The sequence below is a fragment of the Nocardia sp. NPDC020380 genome (assembly GCF_044386975.1).
In the GTDB taxonomy this organism is placed as follows: domain Bacteria; phylum Actinomycetota; class Actinomycetes; order Mycobacteriales; family Mycobacteriaceae; genus Nocardia.
On sequence record NZ_JBIRVQ010000017.1, the window covers coordinates 28,841 to 53,447 of the forward strand.

Genomic DNA, 24,607 nt, shown 5'->3' on the forward strand with positions numbered 1-24,607 from the left:
ATCAGGACTGGTCGTCGGCGCGTCCCAAGAGCAGCTTTCGCTCATGGTCGTTGGCCGTCAGCTCGGCCGCCCGCAGGAATTCGGCACGCGCCTCCGCGCCGCGGCCCAGGCTGGACAGGAAGTCACCGCGCACGGCATGCAGCAGGTGATAGCCGTCCAGGGGCGTGGCGACCCGGTCCGCGAGCTCCAGCCCGGCGGCCGGGCCGTGCACCATCGACACCGCCACCGCGCGGTTCAACTCCACGATCGGCGACGGAAACCGTTCCGCCAGCATGGCGTACAGCCCGGCGATGCGCCGCCAGTCGGTGTCCGCGGGCGCCGGAGCCATGGCGTGCACGGCGGCGATGGCCGCCTGCAGGTCGTACTTCCCCGGTGCGCGGCCGAGCTGCTGGTTCAGCGTGTGCGCCCGGGCCAGCGCGGCGAAACCGCGGCGGATGAGCAGCCCGTTCCAGCGGGACCGGTCCTGATCGTCCAGCAGTACCGGGCCGCCGCCGGCATCGGTGCGCGCCACCGTCCGCGACGCCTGCAACTCCAGCAGTGCGGCCAGGCCGTGCGCCTCCGGCTCCGCGGGCAGCAGTTCGGCGAGGATGCGCGCCAATCGCAGGGCGTCCTCGCACAATTCGTCGCGCACCCAGCGGTCGCCGGAGGTGGCGGCATACCCCTCGTTGAAGATCAGGTAGATGACCTCGAGCACCGAATCCAGCCGGGCGGCGAGTTCGGGACCCGCGGGCACCTCGTACGGCACCCGCTTCTCGGCGATGGTGCGTTTCGCGCGGACGATGCGTTGCGCGACAGTCGATTCCGGGACCAGGTAGGCGCGCGCGATCTCGGTGGTGGTGAGGCCGCCGACCATGCGCAGGGTGAGCGCCGCGCGGGCGGGCGGGGTGAGCGCCGGATGACAGGCGGTGAAGATCATGCGGAGCAGGTCGTCGTCGATCGCGGGGGTCGCGGCCGCGACGGCGAGGGTCGCGGGATCGGTTGCGGGCGTGGACCGTTCGTCGATCAGCAGCTGATGGCCGAGCAGCGTCAGTTTGCGGGCGAAGGCGGCGTCCCGCCGGAAACGGTCCACCGCACGGTGTTTCGCGGTGAGCATGAGCCAGCCGCCCGGATTGGGCGGGATGCCGTCCCGCGGCCATTGCTCGAGGGCCGCGACCAGGGCGTCCTGCGCCAGTTCCTCGGCGGTGGCGATATCGCCGGCCACCCGGGTGAGACCGGCGACAAGCCGCGGCCACTCGACGCGCCAGGCCGCCTCGACGGCCTCGCGCGCCTGCTGTGCGGGTGACCGCGGCGGCGTCATCCGGTCAGGGATGGTCGATCGCCCGCACTTCGAGCTCGATATCCCATTCGGGGCCGTGCACGTTCAGGAATCGGCGCGCCCATTCCAGCGCCTCCTCCCGGGTGCGGGTCTGCAGCAGGCAGTAGCCGCCGATGATCTCCTTCGACTCGGTGAACGGGCCGTCGGTGACGGTCTGCACGCCGCCGGTCTGCCGGATGCGGGTGGTCTCCTGCGAGAGACCGGCGGTGTCCAGGAGGACGCCGGCCTTGGTCATGTCCTCGATGAGCGCGGTCATGTCCGCGACCAGGCGCTCGTCCGGGCCGTCGGGGGCCTGGTTCGGGTCGAGGCGGATGAGCATCAGGTGTCGCATGATTCGATCCTCTCGCTAAGCAACCTGGTAGCGGACATAAACGGCGCCCGAGTCGAAGGTCTTCGACTCCAGCAGGTTCAGGTCCAGTGCGGTCTTGTCCTGGAACAGCGGGGTGCCCGCGCCGATCGTAATCGGATGAATGAACACGCGGAGCTCGTCCACCAGCCCCTGCTCGGTGAACCAGTGCGTCAGCGTCGGGCTGCCGTAAATGGCAAGCACTCCACCGTCTTCCGCCTTCAGCGCCTCGACCTGCGCCAGCGCGTCGGTGGCGATGATCCGCGTATTGGCCCAGCCGGCCGATTTCAGCGTGGTCGAGAAAACCAGCTTGTCCACTCCGGTCACCCAGGCCGCATGTTCGAGGTCGTGCTCGGATGCGTCCGGACTGCCCGGTACCGAGGTCCAGTGGTCGCGCATCCCGATGAAGGTCTTGCGCCCGTAGACCGCGGTCCCGATATCGGGGCGAATGCGCGTGTCGTGAAAATCCGTCAGCTCATCGCTGTAGGCGCGACCCGTGAACTCCAATCCCATCCCGGTGGCCCCGGCCGCGTAGCCATCCAGGCTCATATGCGCGAACGCCGCAACTTTCCTCATGGCGAACCCTTTCGTCCGTGATTCAGGGCCGCCTTCCGGCCCCTCACCTACACCTCGAACGGGGTGGGCCGGAATCGACACCGGCCGCGAAACTTTTTTCGCGGCCGGTGTCGAAGAGGGATCAGACCCACTGCACCAGCTGGATGACCAGGTCGTTCGGGCCGGCGCGGGTGCTGGAGGGGCTGGCCGTGCTCATCGAAAGTTATGACGACTGAGCCGATTTCGGGACGGATGTCTCATTCTGCTGTGTAGCCGGGCGCGGGCGGGCAGAATCCGAACCATGCCGAGAGCAGCCCCGGCACTCGTGGCCGCCGAGATGTTCACGCGGGCGCAGCCGGTGATTCCCCTGGGAGACGGGCTGGTCCTGCGGGCCTGGCTGCGGCGTGACGCACCCGAGGTGTTCGCCGCCGCGCAGGATCCCGCCATCCGGCGCTGGCACACGCTCGGCGCCGATACCGAGGACGAGGCCGAGGACCGGGTCGACGCCTGGGCGCGCGCCTGGAGTTCCGGCACCGACGCCAACTGGGCCATTGCCGACAGCCACACCGGCCGGATCGCCGGGCGGGCCGCACTGCGCAGCATCCACCCGGTCCACGGCCTCGCCGAAGTGGCCTACTGGGTGGTGCCCGCCGTCCGCGGGCGGGGCATCGCCCCGCGGGCCGTGCAGGCGCTCATCGGCTGGGCCTTCGATATCGCCGGCTTCCACCGGCTGGACCTGCGCCATTCCGTGTACAACACCCAATCCTGCCGTGTCGCAACCAAATGCGACTTCGCCCTCGAGGGCGTGAATCGCAGCGCCTGGCTGCACGACGACGGCTGGCACGATATGCACATGCACGCCCGCATCAACGACGGCGGGCCCGCCGCCACCACCGCGCCGATCGTCCGCGCGCGACCGCGGCATCGAGCCGGCGACTAGCGCTCACGGACCGTCCGGATCAGTGATCGGTTTGGATGCGCAGGGCGGTGATGGTGCTGGCCAGGCCCTCGTATTGGTTTGTGAGCATGATTATTTCGATGAGGCGGCGCTCGTCGTAGTAGGCGGCGAGGGACTGCCAGGTGGCGTCGTCCAGATCGCGGGTGGTGACCAGCTGGTCGACGGCGGTCAGCAGGGCACGCTCCTTGGGGGACCAGCCGGCGGCCGCGGGGCCGTCGCCGCGGAGGCGGTCGAGGATCTCCTGGGTGATGCCGGCGCGCTTGCCGAGCCGGATGTGATGGTCCATCTCGTAATCGCATGCGCGCAGGTGCGCGACGCGGATGATGACCAGTTCGGTCTCGTAGCGGGGCAGTTTGCCGCCGGGCATGAGCCGGCCGGAGAAGTGCAGCCAGCCGCGGAACAGGCCGCCGGTGCGGCCGATCGTGCTGAACAGGTGGGCGTCATCGGTGCCGGCGGCGCGGGACAGCGCCTGCCAGACAACCCAATTGAACGGGCCCAGCTCCTTGAAGCGACCCGGAGCGATACGTGGCTGCGTCGACACCATCCGCCCAACTTAACCCGTGTCCCAGTCAGTCGCCAGCGTTCATTCCCGGACCGCCTGGCCGAGTTTGGTCAGTTCCAGGGCGCGGCGGGCCCGGGTGAGGACATGCGCCCGCGAACTCGTCAGATGCGCGAGCAGGGTGCGCAGGGCGGTGTCGAGGTCGTCCGCGAGCAGGTGCTCGGCAATGGCGATGTGGTCCTCGGCCATGGCCGCGATGCGCTCCGGCGTGGGGACATCCAGGGCGCGCACGGGCCGGACCCGGGTGTACACGGCCGAGAGGGCATCGGCCAGCGCCGCATTGCCGCCCGCGGCCAGCACCGTCAGATGGAACTGCTCGTCCGCCGCGATCAGCGCCGGACCCGGCACCGGCGGTTCGTCCCGCATCGCGCGCCAGCTCTCGAGCTCGCGCCGGATGAGATCGGTGTCGTGGTGACGGAAGAGCGAATTCGCGCCGGGTGATGCGGAACCGATGGAATCCGGTGCGGCGGCGCCGGAACTGTGGAAGGCGGTATCGCCTGTCGCGGCCGCCCTGCCCCGGGAGGCCGGATGCCGGCGTTGAATTCCCCTGGCCTCCAGGATGATCCGGAGCTCGTAGAGGTCGCCGAGTTCGTCCACCCGGGGGCGGTACGGGTAGAGGCCGTCCGGATTGCGTTCCAGCAGGCCGTCGGCGTAGAGGCGGGCCAGGGCCTCGCGGACCGGGGTGCGGGAGACGCCGTAGGTTTCCGCGAGGCGTTCCTCGCGCAGCCGTTCGGTGGGCACCAGCACACCGGCCGCGAGATCCCGCTGCAGGGATCGATACACCCGCTCGGACAACGGAATACGCCCCCTGCGCGTAGTCACCGTGGTCCGTTCAGATGGCCATGGCCGTGCGGACCGCGGGCGCGGAATCCGCGCCACCCGCCCCGGAGGAGGTGATCCGGCCCGAACGCAGCACGTAATACTGCTGCGCCGCCTGCAGCGCGAATCCGATGTGCTGCTCCACCAGCAGCACGCTCAGTCCGCCGCGGCCGGAGAGATCGATGATGGTGCGTTCGATCTCGGCCACCACCGACGGCTGGATGCCCTCGGTCGGCTCGTCCAGGATGAGCAGTTTCGGCTCGGTGATCAGGGCGCGCGCGATGGCGAGCTGCTGGCGCTGGCCGCCGGAGAGCAGACCGGCCTTGCGGGACAGCAGTTCCCGCAGCGCGGGGAACAGGTCGAGGGATTCCTCGATCAACTCCTTACCGCGTTTGCGGCCGTCCGCGATCACCTGCAGGTTCTCCAGGGCCGACAGCTGCGGGAAGGACTGCTGGCCCTGCGGGACGTAGGCGATGCCGCGCTTCACCCGGCGGGACGGGGACAGTTTGGTGATGTCCTCGCCGTCGAAGCGGATGCGACCGCCCTTGGCGGGCAGCAGGCCGACCGCCGCGCGCAGCAGCGACGTCTTACCGGCGCCGTTGTGGCCCATGACCGCGGCCACGCCATTGTCCGGAACCGTCAGGGAGACACCGTGGATCACCTGGGTGCGACCGTAACCGGTCCGTAGGTCAACGAGTTCCAGCATCGGCAGTCTCCTCTTCCTCGATCGGCGGCAGTTCGCCCGCGGCGGCGGTGCCCAGATAGACCTGTTGGACCTGGGGATCGGCCTGCACCTGTTCGACCGTGCCCTCGCTGAGGACCCGGCCGCCGGCCAGTACCGTGACCGACTGCGCGAAGGCGCGCATGAAGTCCATATCGTGTTCGACCACGATGACCACCCGGTCGCCGCCGATGCGGCGCAACAGGTTTCCGGTCTCCTCGCGTTCCTCGGCGCTCATGCCCGCGACCGGTTCGTCGAGCAGCAGCACGGATGCGTTCTGCACCAGCAGCATGCCGATTTCGAGCCACTGCTTCTGACCGTGCGCGAGCACACCGGCGGGCTTGTCGCGGAGTTCGGTGAGGCCGGTCGTCTCCAGGGCCTCCTCGATGGCGGGCAGCACCGACCTGCGCTTACGCAGCAGGGTGAGCGCGGAACGGCCCGCGCCCGCGGCGATATCGAGGTTCTGCAGCACGGTGAGCTGCTCGAAGACGCTGGCCGTCTGGAAGGTCCGGCCCACGCCCAGGCGGGCGATCTGATGCACCTTGCGGCCGATCAGCTCGGTGCCGGACTTGCGGGCCGAACCGGTGGCCGGCACCAGCCCGGTGATGGCGTCGATCAAGGTGGTCTTGCCGGCGCCGTTGGGGCCGATCAGGAATCGCAGATCGCCTTGGAGAACAGTCAGATTCACCTCCGAGACCGCACGGAATCCGTCGAAACTGACCGAGAGATCCCGGATCTCGAGATATTCACTGCTCATGGCGTCGCCACCTGCACTTCGGGAGCCGGAGCTGGACGGCGGTGTACGCGCTCCAGCAATTGCCGTGCCAGCGGGCCGATTCCGGCCAGTCCGGCGGGAATGAATCCGACCACCACGATGAACAGGGCGCCCTGGAAGTACGTCCATTGCGACGGGAAATGCTCGGAGAAGGTGGTCTGCGCCCAGGCCACGCCGATCGCGCCGATGGCCGGGCCCCACAGCGTGGTGCGGCCGCCGATCGCGACGCCGATCAGGAACACGATGGACGGCACCACATCGATATCGGCGGGAGAGATGATGCCGACGATCGGAGTGAAGAGCGCGCCGGCGATGCCCGCGAAGCAGGCCGCCACCACATAGGCGACGATCTTGATATTGGCGGGGTCGTAACCGAGGAAACGCACCCGCTCCTCCTGATCACGCACCGCCACCAGCAATTCGCCGTAACGGCTGTTGCGGAGCTGCCGCGCGATCGCGATCACCGCCAGCAGCACCCCGGCCGCGATGAAGAACAACATCCGGCGATTGACCGGATCGCTGAGCCGGAAACCGAAGAAGGCGTTGAAATCCGACAGCCCGGTGAAACCGCCGAGCGACTGCTGCCCGATCAGCAGGATCGCCAGCGCCGCCGTGAGCGCCTGCGACAGGATCGCGAAATACGCGCCCTTCACCCGGCGCTTGAACGTGCCGAATCCGAGCAGCGCCGCGACCAGGCCCGGCAGGATCAGGATCGCCAGCAGGGTCACCGGCGCCGACTGCAGCGGCTTCCAGAACGCGGGCAGCGTATTGATCCCGGCGATCTGCATGAAGTCCGGCACGTCCTGATGCGCCGCGGCGGCATCGGCCAGCTGCATGTGCATCGCCATCAGATAGGCGCCGATACCGAAGAACACGCCCTGCCCGAGCGTGAGCATTCCGCCACGGCCCCAGGCCAATCCGATACCGACCGCGATGACGGCGTAGCACAGGAACTTCGCCAGCAGGCCCAGCCGGAAATCACTGAGCAGTGCGGGCGCCCCCGCGAACAGCACCACGGCGGCCAGGGCGAAACCGCCCAGCACCCGCAGCGACGAGACATCGAACAATGCGGAAGGTCGCTCGCTCACGCCAGACTCCTTGTGCGAACGGTGAACAGGCCCTGCGGACGGACCTGCAGGAACACCACGATCAGCACGAAGACGATGACCTTCGCGACCGCGGCCGTGGTCGAATACTCGATCACCGAATTCACCAGGCCCAGGCCGAACGCCGCCAGCACGGTGCCCTTGATCTGACCCAGCCCGCCGATGACCACCACCAGGAACGCGTCGACCAGATAGCTCTGCCCGATGGTCGGACTGGTGGAACCGATCAGCGTCAGCGCCACACCCGCCACCGCGGCCAATCCGGAGCCGATGAAGAAAGTGCTGATATCGATGACGCGGCTGGACACGCCGCTCGTCTCGGCGAGGCTGCGGTTCTGCACCACCGCGCGGATGCGGCGGCCGAGCGGAGTCAGTTTCAGCACCGCGGACAGCACCAGCACCGCGACCACGGCCAGCACCAGAATGAAGATGCGGGTCTTGGGCACCACCGTGCCGAGAATGCTGATACCGCCGGTCAGCCAGTGCGGGGCCAGCACATTCTTGGCGGGCGCCCCGAAGATGTCGCGGGCCGCCTGCTGCAGGATCAGGCCCACGCCGAAGGTGACCAGCAGGGTGTCCAGCGGCCGGTCGTACAACCAGCGGATCAAGCCCATTTCCAGTGCGGCGCCCAGCAATCCGCCGACCAGGAAACCGACGAACAGCGAGACGATCAGCGCTACGCCGGTCGAGTGGATGACCTGCTCCACCACATAGGTGGTGTAGCAGCCGGCCATGATGAATTCGCCGTGCGCCATATTGATCACGCCCATCTGACCGAAGGTCAGGGACAGGCCCAGCGCGGCCAGCAGCAGGATGGAACCCAGACTGAGTCCGGTGAACAACTGCCCGACTGCGACTTCCATGTGAGTCTCCTATGCCGGCTCGTGCACCAGCTGTATTGACTACGGGCTTTCACCCGCTATTGATCGCGGCCGGGTTCGAGACGATGTCCCGCACCCGGCCGCCCCTCATCGATTACGGACGTCGGATCAGAGGCCCTTGGCCCACGGGTACGACGTCAGGAACGGGTCCGGAGCGATCGGCTTGCCGGAATCCCAGACCGTGTAGATCAGGCCGTCCGAATGGATCTCACCGATCCGGGCGGTCTTCGTGATGTGGTGGTTGTCGCCGTCCACGGTCACCAGGCCCTCGGGCGCGTCGTAACTGACACCGCCGCAGTTCTTCTGGATATCGGCCACCGCGAACGACTTCGCCTTCTCGACCATGTTCTTCCACAGGAAGACCGAGGTGTAGGCGGCCTCCATCGGGTCGGAGGTGGGCTTGTTCTGGCCGTAGGCGGCCTTGTAGGCGGTGACGAACGCCTTGTTCTCCGGGCTGTCCACCGTCTGGTAGTAGTTCCACGCGGTCAGCTGCCCGGTGACGTTCTGCGGGCCGATGCCCGCGACCTCTTCCTCGGCGATCGACACCGAGACCACCGGCATGGTCTGGGCGGTCAATCCCGCATTGTGGTACTCGCGGAAGAAGGCGACATTCGAGTCACCGTTGAGCGTGTTGAAGATGGCGTCGGCCTTGGCATTCCGCACCTTGTTGACGATGGTGGAGAAGTCCGTGGAACCCAGCGGGGCGTAATCCTCGCCCTTGATCTCGATGCCGTTGGCGGCGGCGTACGCCTTGATCTCGCGATTCGCGGTCTGCGGGAAGACGTAGTCGGAGCCGACCAGGTAGAGGGACTTGACGCCCTTCTGCTTCAGGTAGTCCAGCGCGGGCACGATCTGCTGGTTGGTGGTGGCGCCGGTGTAGAAGATGTTCTTGCTGGCTTCCAGACCCTCGTACTGGACGGGGTAGAAGAGCAGCGAATTCAATTGCTCGAACTTGGGTTTCATCGCCTTGCGGCTGGCCGAGGTCCAGCCGCCGAACACCGCGGCCACACAATCGGAGCTGATCAGCTTCTCGGACTTCTCCGCGAACGTCTTCGGATCCGAGGCACCGTCCTCGGCGACGATCTCGATCTTCTTGCCCAGCACACCGCCCGCCGCATTGATCTGATCGACCGCGAGCTTCGTCGAATTCGCGACGGTGACCTCACTGATGGCCATGGTGCCGGTCAGCGAGTGCAGCGAACCGATCTTGATGGTGTCCTTCGAAGTGTCCACGCAGGACTTGGCATTCGAGCCCGACGCACCGCTGTCGTCGCGCGAGCCGCACCCGGCGACCATGACCGCGGACAACGCCAGTGCGGTGGGAATGACTAGCGCCTTGGTCAACAGGCGCGTTCGGGCTCGGCGGGGAGAATCTTGCATGGGCGGACCCTTCTAGCTCACGGTCATCGGCGACATCTCGTGCGCCGCTTCGGAATACCGGCCCGTATACAGCGGCTGTATCCGTGTGCAGAAAGGTAGGCGGGAGTTGTTGCGCTGGAATGACTCTCGATGAATGTCCGATTTCCCATGTTTCGCGGACATGAATTTCTGCTCACCGCAACACAAAAGGGCCGGTCCCAGCGTTGCGCTGGAACCGGCCCCTACCGGCGGGTAATACGAGCGAGCGGAGAATTCAGCTGCAGACCTGGCTGTTGGTGAAGGAGTCCGTGTAGCAGTCCTCCTGGTACGTCCAGCCGTCCTGACGGTTGTCCGGCGCCGCTGCCGAGCCGGTGCCGCCACCGACCGCCACGCCGATGAGCGCGCCGATCATCGTGGTGAACGGCACGGCGATCACGCCGAGGCCGCCGGTCGCGATGGCGATGATCACGCCGACGATCAGACCACCCACCACGCCGAGCGCCGCACCGATGGCCATGCCGATACCGGCGCTGCGCGACTGCGGCGAGGTGGGCGCCCAATGGCCGATCGGTGTCGCCACCGGATGCGAAACCAATTGCGTGCCATTGTTCTCGATGCTCGGCTGCACGGAGATCACCTGATCGGTGCCGTCGACCTGCATGTTCAACGGCACACTCGTCAGCACCTTGCCGGCGCCGTCGAGAATGTTCAGCGAATCACCGGCCAGCGCGAACGTCCCGCCGCTCAGATTCACGGTCACCGCCTTGTCGGGACCCGAAGCGGCAATGTCGTACTTCACCAGCGCCTGCTGATCGACACCGGCCCGCAGAATCTGCTGCACGGCCGGCGAATTCGGCTCCGCCGGATCGGCGTAAGCGGTGCCCCCCGTAATCGCCATGGCGCCAATGGCAAGCATTGCCGTCGCAGCGAACTTCCTGATCTTCATTTGTAAATTCCTCGGTTCTCCCCGGGCGCTTATCGGCGCCGCGGAGAGACACTAACACCGCGCCCCGACACCCCATTACCGAAAGATGTTGCGGCTGAATCGGTCACCGAATCCGTCATCGGCCTCACGGTTGCGGAGTCAGTGACTTGTTGGAGCTCGGCTTCGTCGCAGGCTTGGCGGTGGAGGGTGGCGATGACCATGGCCAGGCGGGTGGGGTCGCTGCTCATGCCCCGGATCCTCCCCGTGTTGTTGCGAACTCCACCCTGTCTGAATTGTCTGGATGTTACTGGGTGGGTGCTGGGGAGTGCAATGTTGGGGCGGGTGGGCTATTGGATTACGTAGGGGGAGATGGAGCTGCGGTGTTCGCTGATGTCGAGGGATTTGCCGAGTGGGGGGAAGGCGCGCTGGGGGCAGCTGGCGCGTTCGCAGACTCGGCAGCCGGCGCCGATGGGGGTGGGTTTGGGGTCGGTGAGGTCGAGGCCGTCGGCGTAGACGACGCGGCCGGCGTGGCGCAGTTCGCAGCCGAGGCCGATGGCGAAGATTTTGCTGGGGTCGTTGTAGCGGGTGGCGCGGCGTTCCACCGTGCGGGCGACCCAGAGGTATTTGCGGCCGTCGGGCATCTGGGCGATCTGGGTCATGATCTTCGCGGGGTACGCGAAGGTTTCGTAGACGTTCCAGAGCGGGCAGGTGCCGCCGCTGGAGGAGAAGTGGAAACCGGTGGCGGACTGGCGTTTCGACATATTGCCGGCGCGATCCACGCGGACGAAGGAGAAGGGGACGCCGCGGAGTTTCGGGCGTTGCAGGGTGGAGAGGCGGTGGCAGATCGTCTCGTACGACTGGGTGAAGAAGGCGGAGAGACGCTCGATGTCGTAGCGGAAATCCTCGGACACCTCGTGGAAGTGGGTGTAGGGCAGGACCGTCGCGGCCGCGAAGTAGTTGGCCAGACCCAGTTTTGCCAGCACCCGCGATTCGGGACTGGAGAAATTGCCTTCCTCCACCAGCTTTTCGATGAGGTCGCCGCATTCCAGATAGGCGAGTTCGGCCGCCAGTTTGAATACCCGCTGACCACCGGAGAGATGCGGGGCGATTTCCAGGCGGCGCAACTCCGGATCGAAGCGGTGCAGCACGCCGTCACCCAGATCGATGCGTTCCACGATCTGCACGCCGTGCGCGTCGGCCAGCCGGCGCGGGATCTCCCGCTTCAGGTCACCGCCGTGGAAACGCATTCGATTCGCGAGTTCCTCTGCGGCGGTATCCAATTCGTGAATGTAGTTCTGCCGCTGATAGAAGTAGTCGCGCACTTCCTCGTGCGGTTTGGAGATGGCCCCGGACCCGCTGCCGTCCGAGAATCGATCCTCGGTGGCGGCCGCCAGCTGCGCGGTGGTGTTGCGATACCGGCGGTGCATGTTCACCATGGCGCGCGCCAAACCCGGATGCGCGGAAACCATTTCGGCGATCTCCTGCGCGTCGGCCTCGATACCGAGTTCCTGATCCATCACGACTTCCTGGAGTTCGGCGATCAGCCGGGTGTCGTCCTGGGAGGAGAAGAAGCCGGCGTCGACCCCGAAGACTTCGCTGATGCGCAGCAGTACGGGTACGGTGAGCGGGCGGACGTCGTGTTCGATCTGATTCAGGTAGCTGGCCGAAATCTCCAGCTTCTTGGCCAGCGAGACCTGGCTCAGCCCGCGTTCGGTCCGCAGCTGACGCAGCCGCGCACCGACGAAAGTCTTGGCCATGTGACCGAGTCTATGAGTCCTTTCGCAACCATGCCAACGGGAGAATTAGCAACTCTGCTGAGCGATCCGTCACAGGGCTGTCGGGGGTCGGGGTTACCGTCGGATGGTGCTCTTGTCGGAAGTGGTGGAAGCGTCGCTCGCGGTGCGGGCCACCTCCTCGCGGAAAACCAAGATCAATACCTGCGCCGAGCTGCTGCGGCAGGCCGCGCCGGGGGAGTTGGCGCAGGTGGTGGCCTGGCTCTCCGGCGAGCTGTCGCAGGGCCGGATCGGCACCGGGTGGCGCACGCTGACCACCATGGCGGTCACGCCCGCCGCGACCGCGACGCTCACGGTCGAGCAGGTCGACGCCGTGTTCACCGATCTGGCCGAGGTCGGCGGCAGCGGTTCGACGGCCAAGCGGAAGGCGCTGCTGGCCGGGCTCTTCACCGCCGCGACCGCCGCGGAACACGATTTCCTGGTCCGCCTGCTGACCGGTGAGATGCGGCAGGGCGCCCTCACCGCCCTCGTCGCCGAGGCCGTCGCGGTGGCCTTCGACGTCCCTGCCGACGCCGTCCGCCGCGCGCACATGCTGTCCGGCCGACTACCCGTGACCGCGCTGGCCGCGCAGTCGGGCGGCGTCGAGGCGCTGCGCGAATTCCGGCTCGAAGTGGGCCGTCCCATCCAGCCCATGCTGGCCTCGCCCGGAGCGACGCTGGACGAGACCATGGCCGAATTCGGCGGCGAGGTGAGCGTCGAACAGAAAATGGACGGCGCGCGAATCCAAGTGCACCGCGACGGCGACACCGTCCGCGTATTCACCCGCACCCTGCGCGAAATCACCGGCAGCGTGCCCGAATTGGTGGATCTGGTGCGCGGCTTGGATTGCACCAGCGTCGTTCTCGACGGCGAGACCCTCGCCCTGACCGATGCCGGCCGGCCGCGCCCGTTCCAGGAGACCATGAGTCGTTTCGGCGCGGCCACCGCCCAGGAACTGCTGTTGCACCCGTACTTCTTCGACTGCCTGCACCTGGACGGCGTGGACCTGCTGGACGCCCCGCTGCGGGACCGCCGCAAGGCGCTCGCGAAAGTGGCTCCGGGCCTCAGCATTCCGGCCCTGGTCACCCCGGACCCGGAGGCCGCCGCCGAATACTTCGACGGTGCGCTGGCCGCCGGTCACGAGGGCATCATGATCAAATCCCTGGACGCGCCCTATGCGGCGGGCCGGCGCGGGCGGGCCTGGCAGAAGATCAAACCCACGCACACCCTGGACCTGATCGTGCTGGGCGCGGAATGGGGTTACGGCCGCCGCACCGGTTACCTGTCGAATCTGCATCTGGGAGCACGGGATCCGGCGGGCGGCGAGCCGATCATGGTCGGCAAGACGTTCAAGGGCCTCACCGATGCCCTGTTGCAGTGGCAGACCGCCGAATTCCCGCGCCACGAACGCGGGCGCGACGGCAATACCGTCTACCTGTGGCCGGAACTGGTGGTGGAGATCGCCCTCGACGGTGTGCAGACCAGTCCGCGGTACCCCGGCGGGGTAGCGCTGCGCTTCGCCCGGGTTGTCCGGTACCGGCCCGACAAGGAGCCCGCCGACGCCGACACGATTGACACGATTCGTCACCTGCTTCCGCAAAACCCGAGCTCACAGTCAATTCACAGCTGAGTCGTGGGCGCCTCCGAGGTTGACGGAGCACGATCAGAAGCGTCGAAAGTTCCAGCCGGAGCGGTTGTCAGGTGACGGGACGCAGGCACTGCCACCGCATCTCCCACGCGGATCCCTGCGCGCCCGTACCGCTTCAGCCGGTCTTCGACGGTGGATTGCGCATGGTCCACCTTGTGGTCGGCGGCGCCCCGCCCCCTCGCCGGGCGCCGCCGACCGCGGTCTTTGTTCGTACAGTGCAAAACCTCAGGTGAACCGCGTTCGAGCGGTCAGTATTCGTATTCCTGGGTCTCCTGGGTCCCGGTCAGATTCGGCAATCGCCGTCGCCCCGCCGCCAGATCACCGGCGAGATGCTCGTAGGCGATGGCCAGTTCGGTGAGCCGCTGCCCCGCATCCCGCACCGCACCGTCCGGTGAGGTCGCCAGCGTCAGATAGGCCAGCGCCGAGAACTGGGCCAGCCGGTCCACCACCGTGCCCACCGTCTCGGTGTGCAGGTGGGCATCGCGCGCGGCCCGCGGCAGCTCGGCGGCCACCCAGCGGTCGATATCGTGCACCAATCGGGCGCGATCGTGATCGATGGGGTCGGTCGCCCCCGCTGTCGCCGTGAGGCGCCGCTCGTGCAGGTCCGCTAACAACCCGGCGCAGTACAACACCGGATGATCGTCGGGGGGCAGGCCACGGCAGGCCTGCAGCAGCAGGTGTTTCGGCGGGAGCGGGTGCACGGCGACATCCTGCTACGCGAATATCTCCGATTGGCAACGACATTCGATTCCGCGAATCCGCAGCGACATTCGGTGCCATCCTGAGGCTCGGGTCTTGCATCCGGTGCCGCGACGTGCAGAGTGGTACTGGTGATCCTCACCGTGACCATGAACCCCGCCTACGACATGACCTATCGGGTGGAGCATTTCGAACGGGGACGGGCACACCGGGTCCGATCGGTCGACCAGCGCCTCGGCGGGCGCGGTATCAATGTCACCCGGGTCCTCAACCAGCTGGGCAAATACGCGCGCGCCACCGGATTCGCCGACCACTCCTTCGCGGCCGCCGCCGAACTCGAGATGCCCGTGGACTTCGTGCACGCGCTGCCCTGGGTGCGGCGCACCGTCGTGATCAGCGAATCCGACGACGGCACCGCCACCGCGCTGTGGGAACCCGGGCCGCGGATCTCCGAACCGCACGCCATCGATCAATTGCGGGTGCGGGTGGCGGGCATGCTCTCCGATATGAACGGCATGGTGATCGCCGGTTCGCTGCCCGGTGGGGTCGGGCCGGGCTTCCCCGCCGAACTGGCCCGCACCGCGCTCGCGGCCGGCGTGCCCACCATCTGCGATTTCGACGGTGCGGCGCTGGAACTCGCGGCCAAGGTGCCGGGCATCGTGCTGACCCCCAATACCGAGGAGCTGGAACGGCTCACGGGGCTGCCCGCCACCACCATCCCGGAGATCCTGACCGCGGTGGAACCGCTCATCACCGACGGCGTGGCCGCGGTGATCGTGACGCGCGGGGGTGCGGGGATGGTCGCCGTGACGCCCACCCGCGCCTGGTCGGCGGCGTTGCCGCAACCGCTGGCCGGCAATCCGACCGGTGCGGGGGACGCCGCGGTGGCGGCCATCATCGCCGCGCTGGCGACCGGGCCCGCCACCGACTGGCCGGACATGCTGGCCGACGCCGTGGCCACTTCGGCTGCCGCCGTGGTCATTCCGGTGGCCGGGGAGATCGACCGCGTGCTGCGTGAGCGACTGCTGCCGACGGTGCGGGTGCGCGAACTCGAATTCGTCACGCTCAGACACTGATCCGCAGGTCACGGGTCGGTCTAATCCGGGTATCGACCGGCGTGGGCGGCGCGACCGCGGACCGACCGCGCGGTAGTGTCGAACCCGATGTCTGAGCTACGGATTCCGCCCGATCAAGGGTCGGGCGTGGACGACAGGTATCGGATGCCGCGAGTCGTGCGCGCGGCACAGCTCGTCGCTGTCCTGCTCGCGCTCATGGGAATCCTGTGCACCGCCTCCTCCGGCTGGCTGCTCGGCGCGAAACCGGCCCTGCTGACCGCCATTCCGTTCGTGCCCGCATGGTTGCTGGGACTCGTCGCGCTGACCTTCAACTCGGAGGGGCAGGCCGTGCGCATCGGGGCGATTCTGATCGCCGTCCTGAACATGTTGTGGACGATCCCCGCCATCACCGACGGGCGGCCACCGGGACCGCTGGCGCCGATCGCCTCGCTGGTGATCATCGTGCTGCTGTTCCGGCGCGAGGCGCGGGACTGGTTCGAGCCGTCCTACTGGTAACAACACGGGCGACCGGAAGTAACATCCGCGAAATCTCGTCTCCCGATTCGCAATATCCGCGCAATTCCCGGCTCCTACTGTTAGCCCATGAGTTCGGAAGTCGCGGCGGGCACGGGTATTCACATCAGCGGATTGAGCAAGACCTTCCGGTCCGGGCGGCGCACCGTGCAAGCGCTGGACGAGGTGGAACTGCATACGGAACAAGGCGCGTTCCTGTCCCTGCTGGGACCGTCCGGCTGCGGGAAGTCCACCATCCTGCGCATCCTCGCCGACCTGGACACCCCCACCGCGGGCACCGCCCGCATCAATGGCGAGACACCCGCCGAGCTGCGGCGCCGCCACGAATTCGGGATCGCCTTCCAGGATTCGGCGCTACTGCCCTGGCGCAGTGTGGAATCCAATATCAAACTGCCGCTGCAGGTCGCGGGCCTGCCCGCGGATCCGGAACTGATCGCCGACCTGATCGCGCTGGTCGGCCTCGAAGGCTTCGAGAAGGCCAAACCGGCGCAGCTGTCCGGCGGTATGCGGCAACGGGTTTCGATCGCCCGCGCCCTCGTCGTGAAACCCAGTGTGCTGCTGCTGGACGAACCCTTCGGCGCCCTCGACGACATGACGCGGCAGCGGCTCAACCTCGAACTGCTGCGCATCTGGACCGAGAAACCCGCCACCACACTCATGGTCACGCACGGCATCGCCGAAGCGGTGTTCCTGTCCGACGTGGTCGCCGTCATGAGCCCGCGCCCCGGACGCGTGGTCGAAATGGTGGACATCGACCTACCCCGGCCGCGCACCCCGGAGATGATGCGCAGTCCCGAATTCCACAAGCTGCACGACTACCTGTCGGAGCTGCTGTTCGGGCGCAGCGGACGCGGCGGGGTGGCGGCGGAATGATCACGGACACAAGCGGAACGCACCGGGACAGCGTGAACTGGAGTGCCATCCGGCAGCGGCTGATGCCGAGCCGGCTCGGCGGGCTCGCGGGCATCGCGGCCCTGCTCGTGCTGTGGGAGATCCTCGCCGTCATGCGCGTCGCGGGAGGCACCATCCCGAGCCCCTGGCAGGTCCTCGACACCATGTACCACGACGGCTGGGCGCTCTACGGCCCCAACTTCGAGATCACGGCCTGGGGTGCGCTGCAAGGCTTCCTGTGGGGGAACGTGCTGGCCATCGCGCTCGCCGTGCTGGTGGTGCTGATCCCGCCCATCGAAATGCTGGTCACCCAGCTGGCCATCCTCAGCTACTGCACGCCGCTGCTGGCGCTCGGGCCGATCATCCTGGTGGTGTTCGGCGGGCGCACGCCCACGGTGTTCCTGGCCGCCATGTACTGCTTCTTCACCACCATGGTCGGCACCGTGTCCGGACTGCGGTCGGCCGACGCCACCAGCCTGGACCTGATCCGCGCCTACGGCGGCGGACGCTGGCAGCGGCTGCGGCGCGTGCAGCTGATCGCCGCCCTGCCGAATACGCTGGCCGCCTTGAAGATCGCCGCACCCTCCGCGGTGCTGGGCGCCATCATCGGCGAATACCTGGGCGGTATCGACAGCGGGATCGGCGTCGCGCTGACCGCCGCGCAGACCTCCTACAACGTGCCGCGCACCTGGGGCATGGCGCTGGCCGCGGCCGCGCTGGCCGGGCTCGGCTACGCCATCGTGGCGATCATCGCCCGGCTGGCCCTGCCCTGGACCCGAGCGGAGGCGTGATGAAATCCCTGAACCTGCTGCGGCCGATCGCCAGATTCCTGTTGCCACTGGTGGTTTCGCTGATCCTGCTGGTGGCGCTCTGGTACGGATTCCTGAAGCTGTATCCGCAAGTGGGGCTGGTCGGCAAGAGCCCAGGTGATGTCTGGACCTACCTGGTCACCGGGCCCACCTCGGATACCGCGCGCTCGGTCATCTTCGCCGAAATGCGGATCACGCTGCGGGACGCGCTGATCGGATTCGGGTCCGGGCTCGGCGCGGCGCTGGTGGTCGCCGCGCTGTTCGTCGGGATTCCGGCGGTGGCGCAGGCGTTCATGCCGGTGGCCATGCTGTTGCGGTCGGTGCCGCTGGTCGCGCTCACGCCGATCATCGTGCTGATCTTCGGGCGCGGACTGCTCGGGGTGACCGCCATGGCGGCCATCGTGGTGTTCTTCCCGGCCCTCGTCATGATCATGACGGGACTGCGCAGCGCACCCCGGCAGGCCCTCGAACTCGTTGCCGCGTACGGCGGTTCCCGCTGGACCGGACTGCGCATGGTGGCGGTGCCCGCCGCCCTGCCGTCGGTCTTCGCGGCGGCCCGCATCTCCGTGCCGGGTGCGCTCATCGGGGCACTGCTCGGCGAATGGCTGGGCAGCGGAACCGGATTGGGGGCCGGATTGATCCGCGCCATCCCCACCTTCCAGTACAACCAGTTGTGGGCGTCGATCGCGCTGGTGACGGTGGTGTCGGTGTTCGCGTACGCGGTAGTCGGCGTGCTGGAGAACCTGGTGCTGGCGCGATTCGCGCCGGAACGCGTGCGGGATTGAGACATTAGTTAACACAGCGCATACACGGACCTTCGCGAAAGTAAAACGGGCGAAATCGAAACGCCCTAGATTCACCGCATGAGTGGTTTGTTCGGGCCGGTTCCGGCCTCGCAGTTGTCGCAGTCCGCCCTGGGCCGGCGCTCCTTCCTCCGCTACGCCGGACTGGCCGCCGGGGCCGCCGGAGCGGCCGGAGTGCTCGCCGCCTGCGGTAAGAGCTCGTCCGGTTCCGGCGGCAACGGCACTGTCGCGGACGGGTCCAAATACGGGACGGTCGCCGTGCAGTTGTCCTGGTTGAAGAACATCGAATTCGCCGGCGAATACTTCGCAGACTCGAAGGGCTATTACAAGGCCGCGGGATTCGGGTCGGTCAATCTGGTCGCGGGCGGCGCGGCCAGCACCTCCGTCGAAGCCGGACTCGGCACCGGCAAGATCTGGATCGGCATGTCCGCGCCGCAGACCACCGCGCCCGCCGTGCTGGAGGGACTGGCCGCCAAGATCGTCGGCACCACCTATCAGAAGAACCCGTTCTGCATCGTCAGCTCCGCCGCCAAACCGATCAAGACGCCGCAGGACATGAAGGGCCGCAAGATCGGTGTGCAGGACACCAATCAGCTCATCTTCAACGCCCTGCTGACCGCCAACGGGCTCACGCCGAACGACGTCAAGATCGTGCCCGCCCAGTTCGATCCGACACCGCTCGCCAACGGCGAGGTCGACGGGTGGGTCAGTTACGTGACCAACGAGCCGATCACCTTGAGCGCCAAGGGATTCAACAACACCAACTTCCTGTTCGCCGACTACGGGCTGCCGCTGGTCGCCGAAACCCTGACCGTCTCGCAGAACACCATCGACAAGGAACGCGACAAGCTGAAGGCGTTCCTCACGGCCGAGATCAAGGGCTGGAAGGACGCCGTCGCCGACCCGGCCGAATCCGCGCGGCTCGCCGTCGACGTGTACGGCAAGGACCAGCGGCTCGACAAGGACGAACAGACCAAGGAAGCGACCGCGCAGAACGGGATCGTGGTGTCACCGGACACCAAGGCCAACGGGCTGCTCACCATGACCGACGCGCTGATCGCGGACAATATCGCCGCCCTCGCCAAGGCCAAGATCACCATCAAGGCCGAGCAGCTCTTCGACCTGTCCGTGCTGCGCGAGGTGTACACGGAACACCCCGAACTGAAGGGGTGAGCAGCCGGCTCAGATCACCAGACTGGGATGCCGGTGCACCGGAGCCGTCCGGCTCGACATCGGCTCGGCGGAAGTGCCATTGCGGGCGGCCAGCAGTTCGGCCGCAATGGCGACCGCGGTCTCGGCGGGCGTCCGCGCACCCAGATCCAGACCGGCGGGGGAGCAGAGGCGGGCCAGGGTGTCATCGTCGAAACCGCCCGCCTGCAAGGCCTCCAGGCGATGCACGTGCGCATTGCGGGAACCGAGTGCGGCGAGATACCCCAGCTCGGGTAGTCGCAATGCGACAGTGAGCAAAGGGATCTCGAACTTCGCATCGTGCGACAGCACCACAACCGCTGTGCTGCCGTCGATTTCACCCGCGGCCGACTGCGTGTTCAGGTATCGGTGCGGCCAATCCACCACCACCTCGCAGCCCGGATACGCATCCGCGCTGGCGAAGGTCGGCCGGGCATCACAGATGGTCACGCGGTAGCCGAGCAGTTTGACCTGGGTGGCCAGCGCACCCGCGAAAGCATTGGCGCCCACGATGATCAGGTGTGGCGGGCGCGCGAACGAATTCACGAAGATATCCGAATCCGGCAGCGCCACCAGCTCGGTGCCGTGCCGGCGATCGGTGATCAGATGCTGGCCGATCACATCCGGATCCTTGTGCCACACCACCGTGAACACGGTGACCTGACGCTGCGCCGCGATATCGGCCGCCACATCCGGGAATTCGGGAAAATGCCTGCGCGAGAACGGTTCCGTGAACACATCCAGGGTGCCGGTGCAATCCATGCTGGTGTTGTCCATGCCATTACCCGGGCCGAAACGATGCAGGCCGCGCTGACCGGTGCGCACCGACTCCGTCACGGCCTCGTAGACGGCCGCCTCGGCACAGCCCGCCGACACCGAACCGAACACCCGGCCCTCCGCGTCGACCATCATGGCCGAACCCGCCGGCATGGGCGAGGAGCCTTGCGCGCGAACCAGAGTCGCCAGTCCGCCGGTCCGCCCGCTGTGCCATACCCGTAGTAGGTCGTCGACGATTTCGCGCATCACATGCTCCCGATCACCGTGCGCCGCCCGTCGGGTAGTCCTGATCCATCCCCGTGGCCAGGTCGTCGCACGTGACGCACACCATATCCGCTCGTTGCCGTAAATAAGTGCCCGCCCCCGAATTTCCCGCGGCCGCCGCCGAAACCCCCGCCCAATGCGCTCGGCCCAACACCACCGGATGCCCGGGCATCCGCCCGAACACCGCCCGCGCCAACCCACTCGGACTGTCCCGCGCCCCCGCGATCACCCGCGCCACCACCTCCGGGCCCACATCCGGCGTATCCACCGGCATGATCGCCACGAACCCCGCCGGCCCGCCGTTCCCCTCGCGGGAATTCCCCGCAGAAGTTATCCCCACTGTGGAAGTCCCTGTGGAGGAATTCCCCACGGCAAACACTAAGCTTTCACCGGACCGCCCGCTCGGAGCGGCATCGGTGGCGGAGCCGGCATCGGTGGCGGGCAATAGCGGATCGGCATCACCGCCGACTCGCCTCGACTCCAGCGCGGGGACGGCAGCAGCCGCGGCGAGTCCCGCCCGCATGGAGGCACTGACCCCCACCGCCCAATCCCGCGCCCACACCGGACGAGTCCCCGCCGGCAGCGCGATACCGGACTCCTCCGAAACCACCCACGAGCCATTCGAAAGCCGATGAGCAGGCCCCGTCGCACCCAGCACCACGAACACCCGCGCACACCCACCGGCCCGCAGCGCATGCACCGCCGACCCCAGCCAAGCCCCACCCTCGGCCAGCACCTTCGGCATCCCGTACCGGGTACCGGCGCCGGCCGCCAGCACAATGCCGTCGCAGCGATCGGGGGTCATGCGAGGCAGGGTAACTCCGCCGCGCAACCTTCGCCGTGCAAGCTACGCCCGCCCCGGTCAGGGCCTGCTCCAACCGCTCGGCCGGGACGACGATCAGGAAGCCGGCCCCCACGCCACATCGGGTCCACGCCGCCCGCCCGGCACACCGGGCTCGCTCCGGCAGCCGGACGTGGCAGTCGCAGCCGGTCGTCGTGGCAACCGGCGTGCGGGCCGATCCGCCTGACGTTCCGGCCGCGCCACTCGTGCGGCAATCGGTGATTCACCGGCGGTCGAGGGCCGCGAGTTCTGCCTCAACCTGCGCGGCAGCCAATTTCACGCCCATCGAGTGGTAGAGGGCGAGAGATTTGCGGAGGAATTCGCCCGCGCGATGGCGCTTGCCGAGGGCGGCGGCGATGCCGCCGAGCGCACGCCAGGCGTCGGCTTCACCGTGCGGGTCACCCGAGCGGCGGGCTACGTGCAGGGAATCGGAGTAGAGGCCCTGTGCGCGGTCCAGGTCACCCAGGTCGCGGTGGATGTGGCCGATGCCGCGCATCGCGTCGGCATGCAGCAACGGGTCTTCGATCTCCAGGCCGATCTCATCGGCTTCGGCCAATTCCGCTCGCGCGGTATCGAAGTGGCCGAGCACCCGACTGATATTGCCGATACCCCACAGCGACCAGCCGCGGCTGTACCGGTTGTTGATGCGTACCGCGATCGCCAGCGCCTCGTCGTACAGCACTCGCGCCTGGCCGGGATCGCCGCTCATGCGCTCGATATGGCCGAGGCCGCGCAGGGCGTCGCCCTCGAACTTCGGATTCCGCAGGTCACGCGCGATGGCGAGCACCTCGCCGTAGGCCTCGCGGGAGGAGTCGTAATCGCCGATCAAGCGGGTCACCTCGGCATAGCCCCAGCGGGCCGACACTCGGCGCAGATCATCGCGCTCGGCATAGGCGATCTCGTGGGCCTCCTTGAAACACATCATCGCCGTCTCGTAGTCGAAGGCCAGCCGATGCACGGTGCCCAGCCCGAACAGCACATCGCACTCCACGATTCGATCGCCGTCGGTACGCGCGATGCCCAGCGCGCGGCGGTACAGCCAGCGGGCATCGCCCCAATGGCCCACGCCCGACAGATGGGAGGCCAGGAGACGGGCCAGCTCACCCGTCTGCGTACCCGACGCCGTGGCCCGCACACAGCCGAGCAGCATCTCGCGTTCCCTGGTCAGCCATTCCCGCGCCCGCGTCGCCTCCTCGCTCGGATCCGGCCACGGTGGGCTCGGGAAACTGCCGGCCACCTCGAAAGGCCTAGGGGCACTCAGGGATTTGGCCACCCGCAGGCTGTATCGGACCAGCCGGGCAATGGCCGTCGCGTGCTCGCCCGGCAGATCCTCGATCGACGCCTGCACCCGCGTGAACAGTCGCGTCACATCGTGAATGCGATACCGCTGCCCGGCCGGGCCGCCACCCACGGCCGGCTCCAGCAGGCCCACCTCGAAGATGCGGCGGATCAGCGCATACGAGGCCTCGGGCGATAGATCCGCCATGGCCGCAAGGGTTTCCGCCGTGATCTCCGCGCCCGGGAACCAGCCCAGCAGCCGCACCGCGCGCCGCAATTCCGGATCCGGCAGCCGCTGATACGACAATTCGAAAGCGGCACGCAAGGTTTCACCCTCGGCGGAGAAGCGGGCGAGGATATCCGCCGCGGGTGACTCCTCCGCCGTCGGCGCGTTCTTCAACCGCTCGGTCAGCTGCTGGAAGTCGCGGTCCGCGGCGGCGAGCATATCGGGACCGCCGTGTGCGAGCTGACCTGCGATGAGCCGCAAGGCCAGTGGCAATCGCCCGGCCGTCTCCAGGATCCGGCGCACCGCGTCGACGTCATACCCCGGCGGCAGATGACTCAGCTTGACCAGGAGCTCTTCCGCCTCGGCGCGCGCCATCGCATTCAATTGCAGTGGTGCCGCGCCCGCCAGCCCGGTCAGGTTGCGCCGGCTCGTGATCAGCACGAAGGACCCGGGGGAATGCGGCAGCAGATCCCGGACCTGCCGGGATTCCAGCACATTGTCGAACACGATGAGCATGCGCCGTTCCCGCATCTCGGCCCGCCAGCGTTCCGCGCGCCGCGGCTGATCCGGTTCGATCGTCTCCGGCGGCACGCCGATCCGCAGCAGCAACTGCTCGAGCACTCCATTGGTGGTGCGTGGCGTGCGGCCCTCGGAATGACCGCGCAGGTCCTCCCAGATCCACCCGTCCGGATACCGCTGCGCGTGTTCGCTCACGAGGTTCCGCGCCAGCGCCGTCTTCCCCATCCCGGCCAGCCCGTTGATCACATGCACCGCAGGCCGATTCGCGGTGAGATGCTCCTCGACGCGCCGCCGCAGTTCCGCCCGCTGCTCCTGCCGCCCGACGAAAGGCATTGTCTCCTCGGGCATTCCGCGTCCCGCCGGTCGCGCGGTACTGCGCCGCACCACGGCTTCCCGGTACGCGGTCACATCCGTGCGCGGCATGGCGACCAGGTCGGCGGTGTCCACCAGTTGATCCCAGCTGGTCCGGTAGATGATCGCGAGCCGTTGCAACACCTCCACCGTCGGCCGCGGCCGATTCCGCCCCCGCCCGCGCGGCCCCGGCCACGATTCGAATTCCGAGATCCGGCTGGCCTGCATCGGCGCGTTCGCCTTCCCGCTCAACCGGTTGTACTCGGCCGCCACCGCTTCCTGGGTGAGCTCGTTCGCCAGCCGCCACGCCTTCCGCGGCCGGCACCCCCGCTGCCGCAACTCCGCCGCCATCGGCTCCAGTAACTCGTTCTCCCGCAACCCGATTCCGAGTAGAATCCTCCGCAACTCGTGACGCGTCTGCGCGTCATGAGGTTCGGAGTCGGCACTCTGCGCCACGATCGGCCTCCCCCCGATGCGACGGCCCCCCGCTCGGCCGCCTCGGTTGTGAATATTTCCTTGGTACCGCGTGGATTTCGGCTGGTCAAGAACCTGTGACATGCCAAGAAACGCTGTGATCGAACCTCGGGCCCGCGCTCGCGACCATTGACCTACCGAAATTGATCGGACCGGAAC

At 67.6% G+C, this 24,607-nt stretch carries 24 protein-coding genes; 8 read left to right on the forward strand and 16 right to left on the reverse strand.

Annotated elements, in window-relative coordinates; translation table 11 throughout:
- Position 1: 1 nt before the first annotated feature.
- Genes ACH438_RS37565 through ACH438_RS37575 form a run of 3 tightly spaced genes read right to left on the reverse strand, consistent with a single transcriptional unit; the run spans position 2 to position 2,237 of the window.
- Positions 2-1,297 (reverse strand): RNA polymerase sigma factor, encoded by a 1,296-nt coding sequence (locus tag ACH438_RS37565; RefSeq protein WP_397014345.1) that lies wholly within the window; start codon positions 1,295-1,297, stop codon positions 2-4.
- A gap of 4 nt (positions 1,298-1,301) precedes the next feature.
- The gene (locus ACH438_RS37570; RefSeq protein ID WP_397014347.1) at positions 1,302-1,646 is read right to left on the reverse strand and encodes a YciI family protein; all 345 of its coding nucleotides are present in this window, start codon (positions 1,644-1,646) and stop codon (positions 1,302-1,304) included.
- A 15-nt stretch (positions 1,647-1,661) separates the two neighbouring features.
- Positions 1,662-2,237: a dihydrofolate reductase family protein gene (locus ACH438_RS37575; protein WP_397014349.1), complete on the reverse strand. Its 576-nt coding sequence runs from the start codon at positions 2,235-2,237 to the stop codon at positions 1,662-1,664.
- Between the two features lie 280 nt (positions 2,238-2,517).
- On the opposite strand from ACH438_RS37575, the gene ACH438_RS37580 reads away from it, so the two are divergent.
- The gene (locus ACH438_RS37580; RefSeq protein ID WP_397014351.1) at positions 2,518-3,156 is read left to right on the forward strand and encodes a GNAT family N-acetyltransferase; all 639 of its coding nucleotides are present in this window, start codon (positions 2,518-2,520) and stop codon (positions 3,154-3,156) included.
- A gap of 19 nt (positions 3,157-3,175) precedes the next feature.
- Here ACH438_RS37580 and ACH438_RS37585 read toward each other — a convergent pair whose 3' ends face one another.
- From ACH438_RS37585 to ramB, 9 genes are all read right to left on the reverse strand, one after another.
- The gene (locus ACH438_RS37585) at positions 3,176-3,718 is read right to left on the reverse strand and encodes a carboxymuconolactone decarboxylase family protein (RefSeq protein ID WP_397014353.1); all 543 of its coding nucleotides are present in this window, start codon (positions 3,716-3,718) and stop codon (positions 3,176-3,178) included.
- A 39-nt stretch (positions 3,719-3,757) separates the two neighbouring features.
- Positions 3,758-4,555 (reverse strand): GntR family transcriptional regulator, encoded by a 798-nt coding sequence (locus ACH438_RS37590; RefSeq protein ID WP_397014355.1) that lies wholly within the window; start codon positions 4,553-4,555, stop codon positions 3,758-3,760.
- Positions 4,556-4,565: 10 nt separating this feature from the next.
- Positions 4,566-5,258, reverse strand: a complete 693-nt coding sequence (gene urtE, locus ACH438_RS37595; protein ID WP_397014357.1) for an urea ABC transporter ATP-binding subunit UrtE — start codon at positions 5,256-5,258, stop codon at positions 4,566-4,568.
- Entirely contained in the window at positions 5,242-6,030 is a 789-nt protein-coding gene (gene urtD, locus ACH438_RS37600; RefSeq protein ID WP_397014359.1) for an urea ABC transporter ATP-binding protein UrtD, read from the reverse strand. The genes urtE and urtD overlap by 17 nt, the downstream gene beginning before the upstream one ends.
- Entirely contained in the window at positions 6,027-7,136 is a 1,110-nt protein-coding gene (gene urtC, locus ACH438_RS37605; RefSeq protein ID WP_397014361.1) for an urea ABC transporter permease subunit UrtC, read from the reverse strand. Before urtC ends, urtD begins: the two co-directional genes overlap by 4 nt.
- The gene (gene urtB / locus ACH438_RS37610) at positions 7,133-8,017 is read right to left on the reverse strand and encodes an urea ABC transporter permease subunit UrtB (protein ID WP_397014363.1); all 885 of its coding nucleotides are present in this window, start codon (positions 8,015-8,017) and stop codon (positions 7,133-7,135) included. The genes urtC and urtB overlap by 4 nt, the downstream gene beginning before the upstream one ends.
- Before the next feature lie 126 nt (positions 8,018-8,143).
- Positions 8,144-9,415, reverse strand: coding sequence for an urea ABC transporter substrate-binding protein (gene urtA, locus ACH438_RS37615; protein ID WP_397014365.1), 1,272 nt, complete (start codon positions 9,413-9,415; stop codon positions 8,144-8,146).
- Between the two features lie 253 nt (positions 9,416-9,668).
- Positions 9,669-10,292 carry a hypothetical protein gene (locus ACH438_RS37620; RefSeq protein ID WP_397014367.1) on the reverse strand — a complete coding sequence of 208 codons (624 nt, stop codon included), beginning with the start codon at positions 10,290-10,292 and terminating at the stop codon, positions 9,669-9,671.
- Positions 10,293-10,666: 374 nt separating this feature from the next.
- On the reverse strand, positions 10,667-12,076 hold the full coding sequence (gene ramB, locus ACH438_RS37625; protein ID WP_397014369.1) for an acetate metabolism transcriptional regulator RamB: 1,410 nt from the start codon (positions 12,074-12,076) through the stop codon (positions 10,667-10,669).
- A 106-nt stretch (positions 12,077-12,182) separates the two neighbouring features.
- Between ramB and ACH438_RS37630 the strand changes: the two genes are divergently transcribed.
- Complete coding sequence (locus ACH438_RS37630) at positions 12,183-13,721, forward strand: ATP-dependent DNA ligase (protein WP_397014678.1); 1,539 nt, start codon at positions 12,183-12,185, stop codon at positions 13,719-13,721.
- A 266-nt stretch (positions 13,722-13,987) separates the two neighbouring features.
- On the opposite strand, the gene ACH438_RS37635 is transcribed toward ACH438_RS37630, so the two are convergent.
- Positions 13,988-14,440: a DUF4254 domain-containing protein gene (locus ACH438_RS37635; RefSeq protein ID WP_397014371.1), complete on the reverse strand. Its 453-nt coding sequence runs from the start codon at positions 14,438-14,440 to the stop codon at positions 13,988-13,990.
- 129 nt (positions 14,441-14,569) lie between these two features.
- On the opposite strand from ACH438_RS37635, the gene ACH438_RS37640 reads away from it, so the two are divergent.
- The 6 genes from ACH438_RS37640 (at position 14,570) to ACH438_RS37665 (ending at position 19,703) form a co-directional block, all read left to right on the forward strand.
- Positions 14,570-15,514 carry a hexose kinase gene (locus ACH438_RS37640; RefSeq protein ID WP_397014373.1) on the forward strand — a complete coding sequence of 315 codons (945 nt, stop codon included), beginning with the start codon at positions 14,570-14,572 and terminating at the stop codon, positions 15,512-15,514.
- A gap of 87 nt (positions 15,515-15,601) precedes the next feature.
- On the forward strand, positions 15,602-16,009 hold the full coding sequence (locus ACH438_RS37645; RefSeq protein ID WP_397014375.1) for a hypothetical protein: 408 nt from the start codon (positions 15,602-15,604) through the stop codon (positions 16,007-16,009).
- An 87-nt stretch (positions 16,010-16,096) separates the two neighbouring features.
- Complete coding sequence (locus tag ACH438_RS37650; RefSeq protein ID WP_397014377.1) at positions 16,097-16,900, forward strand: ABC transporter ATP-binding protein; 804 nt, start codon at positions 16,097-16,099, stop codon at positions 16,898-16,900.
- A 62-nt stretch (positions 16,901-16,962) separates the two neighbouring features.
- A complete protein-coding gene (locus tag ACH438_RS37655; protein WP_397014680.1) occupies positions 16,963-17,709 on the forward strand; it encodes an ABC transporter permease in 747 nt (248 codons plus the stop codon).
- Between the two features lie 8 nt (positions 17,710-17,717).
- Positions 17,718-18,512, forward strand: a complete 795-nt coding sequence (locus ACH438_RS37660; protein ID WP_397014682.1) for an ABC transporter permease — start codon at positions 17,718-17,720, stop codon at positions 18,510-18,512.
- 78 nt (positions 18,513-18,590) lie between these two features.
- A complete protein-coding gene (locus tag ACH438_RS37665; RefSeq protein WP_397014379.1) occupies positions 18,591-19,703 on the forward strand; it encodes an ABC transporter substrate-binding protein in 1,113 nt (370 codons plus the stop codon).
- A 9-nt stretch (positions 19,704-19,712) separates the two neighbouring features.
- Here ACH438_RS37665 and ACH438_RS37670 read toward each other — a convergent pair whose 3' ends face one another.
- The 3 genes from ACH438_RS37670 to ACH438_RS37680 form a co-directional block, all read right to left on the reverse strand.
- A complete protein-coding gene (locus ACH438_RS37670) occupies positions 19,713-20,741 on the reverse strand; it encodes an XdhC family protein (protein ID WP_397014381.1) in 1,029 nt (342 codons plus the stop codon).
- Between the two features lie 13 nt (positions 20,742-20,754).
- Positions 20,755-21,564 (reverse strand): NTP transferase domain-containing protein, encoded by an 810-nt coding sequence (locus ACH438_RS37675; protein ID WP_397014383.1) that lies wholly within the window; start codon positions 21,562-21,564, stop codon positions 20,755-20,757.
- Positions 21,565-21,823: 259 nt separating this feature from the next.
- Positions 21,824-24,430 carry a tetratricopeptide repeat protein gene (locus ACH438_RS37680; RefSeq protein ID WP_397014385.1) on the reverse strand — a complete coding sequence of 869 codons (2,607 nt, stop codon included), beginning with the start codon at positions 24,428-24,430 and terminating at the stop codon, positions 21,824-21,826.
- Positions 24,431-24,607 lie beyond the last annotated feature (177 nt).

Excerpts from the sequence above, each read along its gene's own strand:
- ACH438_RS37565 (WP_397014345.1), bottom strand. The coding sequence starts at position 1,297 with ATGACGCCGCCGCGGTCACCCGCACAGCAGGCGCGCGAGGCCGTCGAG.
- ACH438_RS37570 (WP_397014347.1), bottom strand. The coding sequence starts at position 1,646 with ATGCGACACCTGATGCTCATCCGCCTCGACCCGAACCAGGCCCCCGAC.
- ACH438_RS37575 (WP_397014349.1), bottom strand. The coding sequence starts at position 2,237 with ATGAGGAAAGTTGCGGCGTTCGCGCATATGAGCCTGGATGGCTACGCG.
- ACH438_RS37580 (WP_397014351.1), top strand. The coding sequence starts at position 2,518 with ATGCCGAGAGCAGCCCCGGCACTCGTGGCCGCCGAGATGTTCACGCGG.
- ACH438_RS37585 (WP_397014353.1), bottom strand. The coding sequence starts at position 3,718 with ATGGTGTCGACGCAGCCACGTATCGCTCCGGGTCGCTTCAAGGAGCTG.
- urtE (WP_397014357.1), bottom strand. The coding sequence starts at position 5,258 with ATGCTGGAACTCGTTGACCTACGGACCGGTTACGGTCGCACCCAGGTG.
- urtD (WP_397014359.1), bottom strand. The coding sequence starts at position 6,030 with ATGAGCAGTGAATATCTCGAGATCCGGGATCTCTCGGTCAGTTTCGAC.
- urtB (WP_397014363.1), bottom strand. The coding sequence starts at position 8,017 with ATGGAAGTCGCAGTCGGGCAGTTGTTCACCGGACTCAGTCTGGGTTCC.
- urtA (WP_397014365.1), bottom strand. The coding sequence starts at position 9,415 with ATGCAAGATTCTCCCCGCCGAGCCCGAACGCGCCTGTTGACCAAGGCG.
- ACH438_RS37620 (WP_397014367.1), bottom strand. The coding sequence starts at position 10,292 with ATGGCGATTACGGGGGGCACCGCTTACGCCGATCCGGCGGAGCCGAAT.
- ramB (WP_397014369.1), bottom strand. The coding sequence starts at position 12,076 with ATGGCCAAGACTTTCGTCGGTGCGCGGCTGCGTCAGCTGCGGACCGAA.
- ACH438_RS37645 (WP_397014375.1), top strand. The coding sequence starts at position 15,602 with ATGTCTGAGCTACGGATTCCGCCCGATCAAGGGTCGGGCGTGGACGAC.
- ACH438_RS37650 (WP_397014377.1), top strand. The coding sequence starts at position 16,097 with ATGAGTTCGGAAGTCGCGGCGGGCACGGGTATTCACATCAGCGGATTG.
- ACH438_RS37655 (WP_397014680.1), top strand. The coding sequence starts at position 16,963 with ATGCCGAGCCGGCTCGGCGGGCTCGCGGGCATCGCGGCCCTGCTCGTG.
- ACH438_RS37665 (WP_397014379.1), top strand. The coding sequence starts at position 18,591 with ATGAGTGGTTTGTTCGGGCCGGTTCCGGCCTCGCAGTTGTCGCAGTCC.
- ACH438_RS37670 (WP_397014381.1), bottom strand. The coding sequence starts at position 20,741 with ATGCGCGAAATCGTCGACGACCTACTACGGGTATGGCACAGCGGGCGG.
- ACH438_RS37675 (WP_397014383.1), bottom strand. The coding sequence starts at position 21,564 with ATGACCCCCGATCGCTGCGACGGCATTGTGCTGGCGGCCGGCGCCGGT.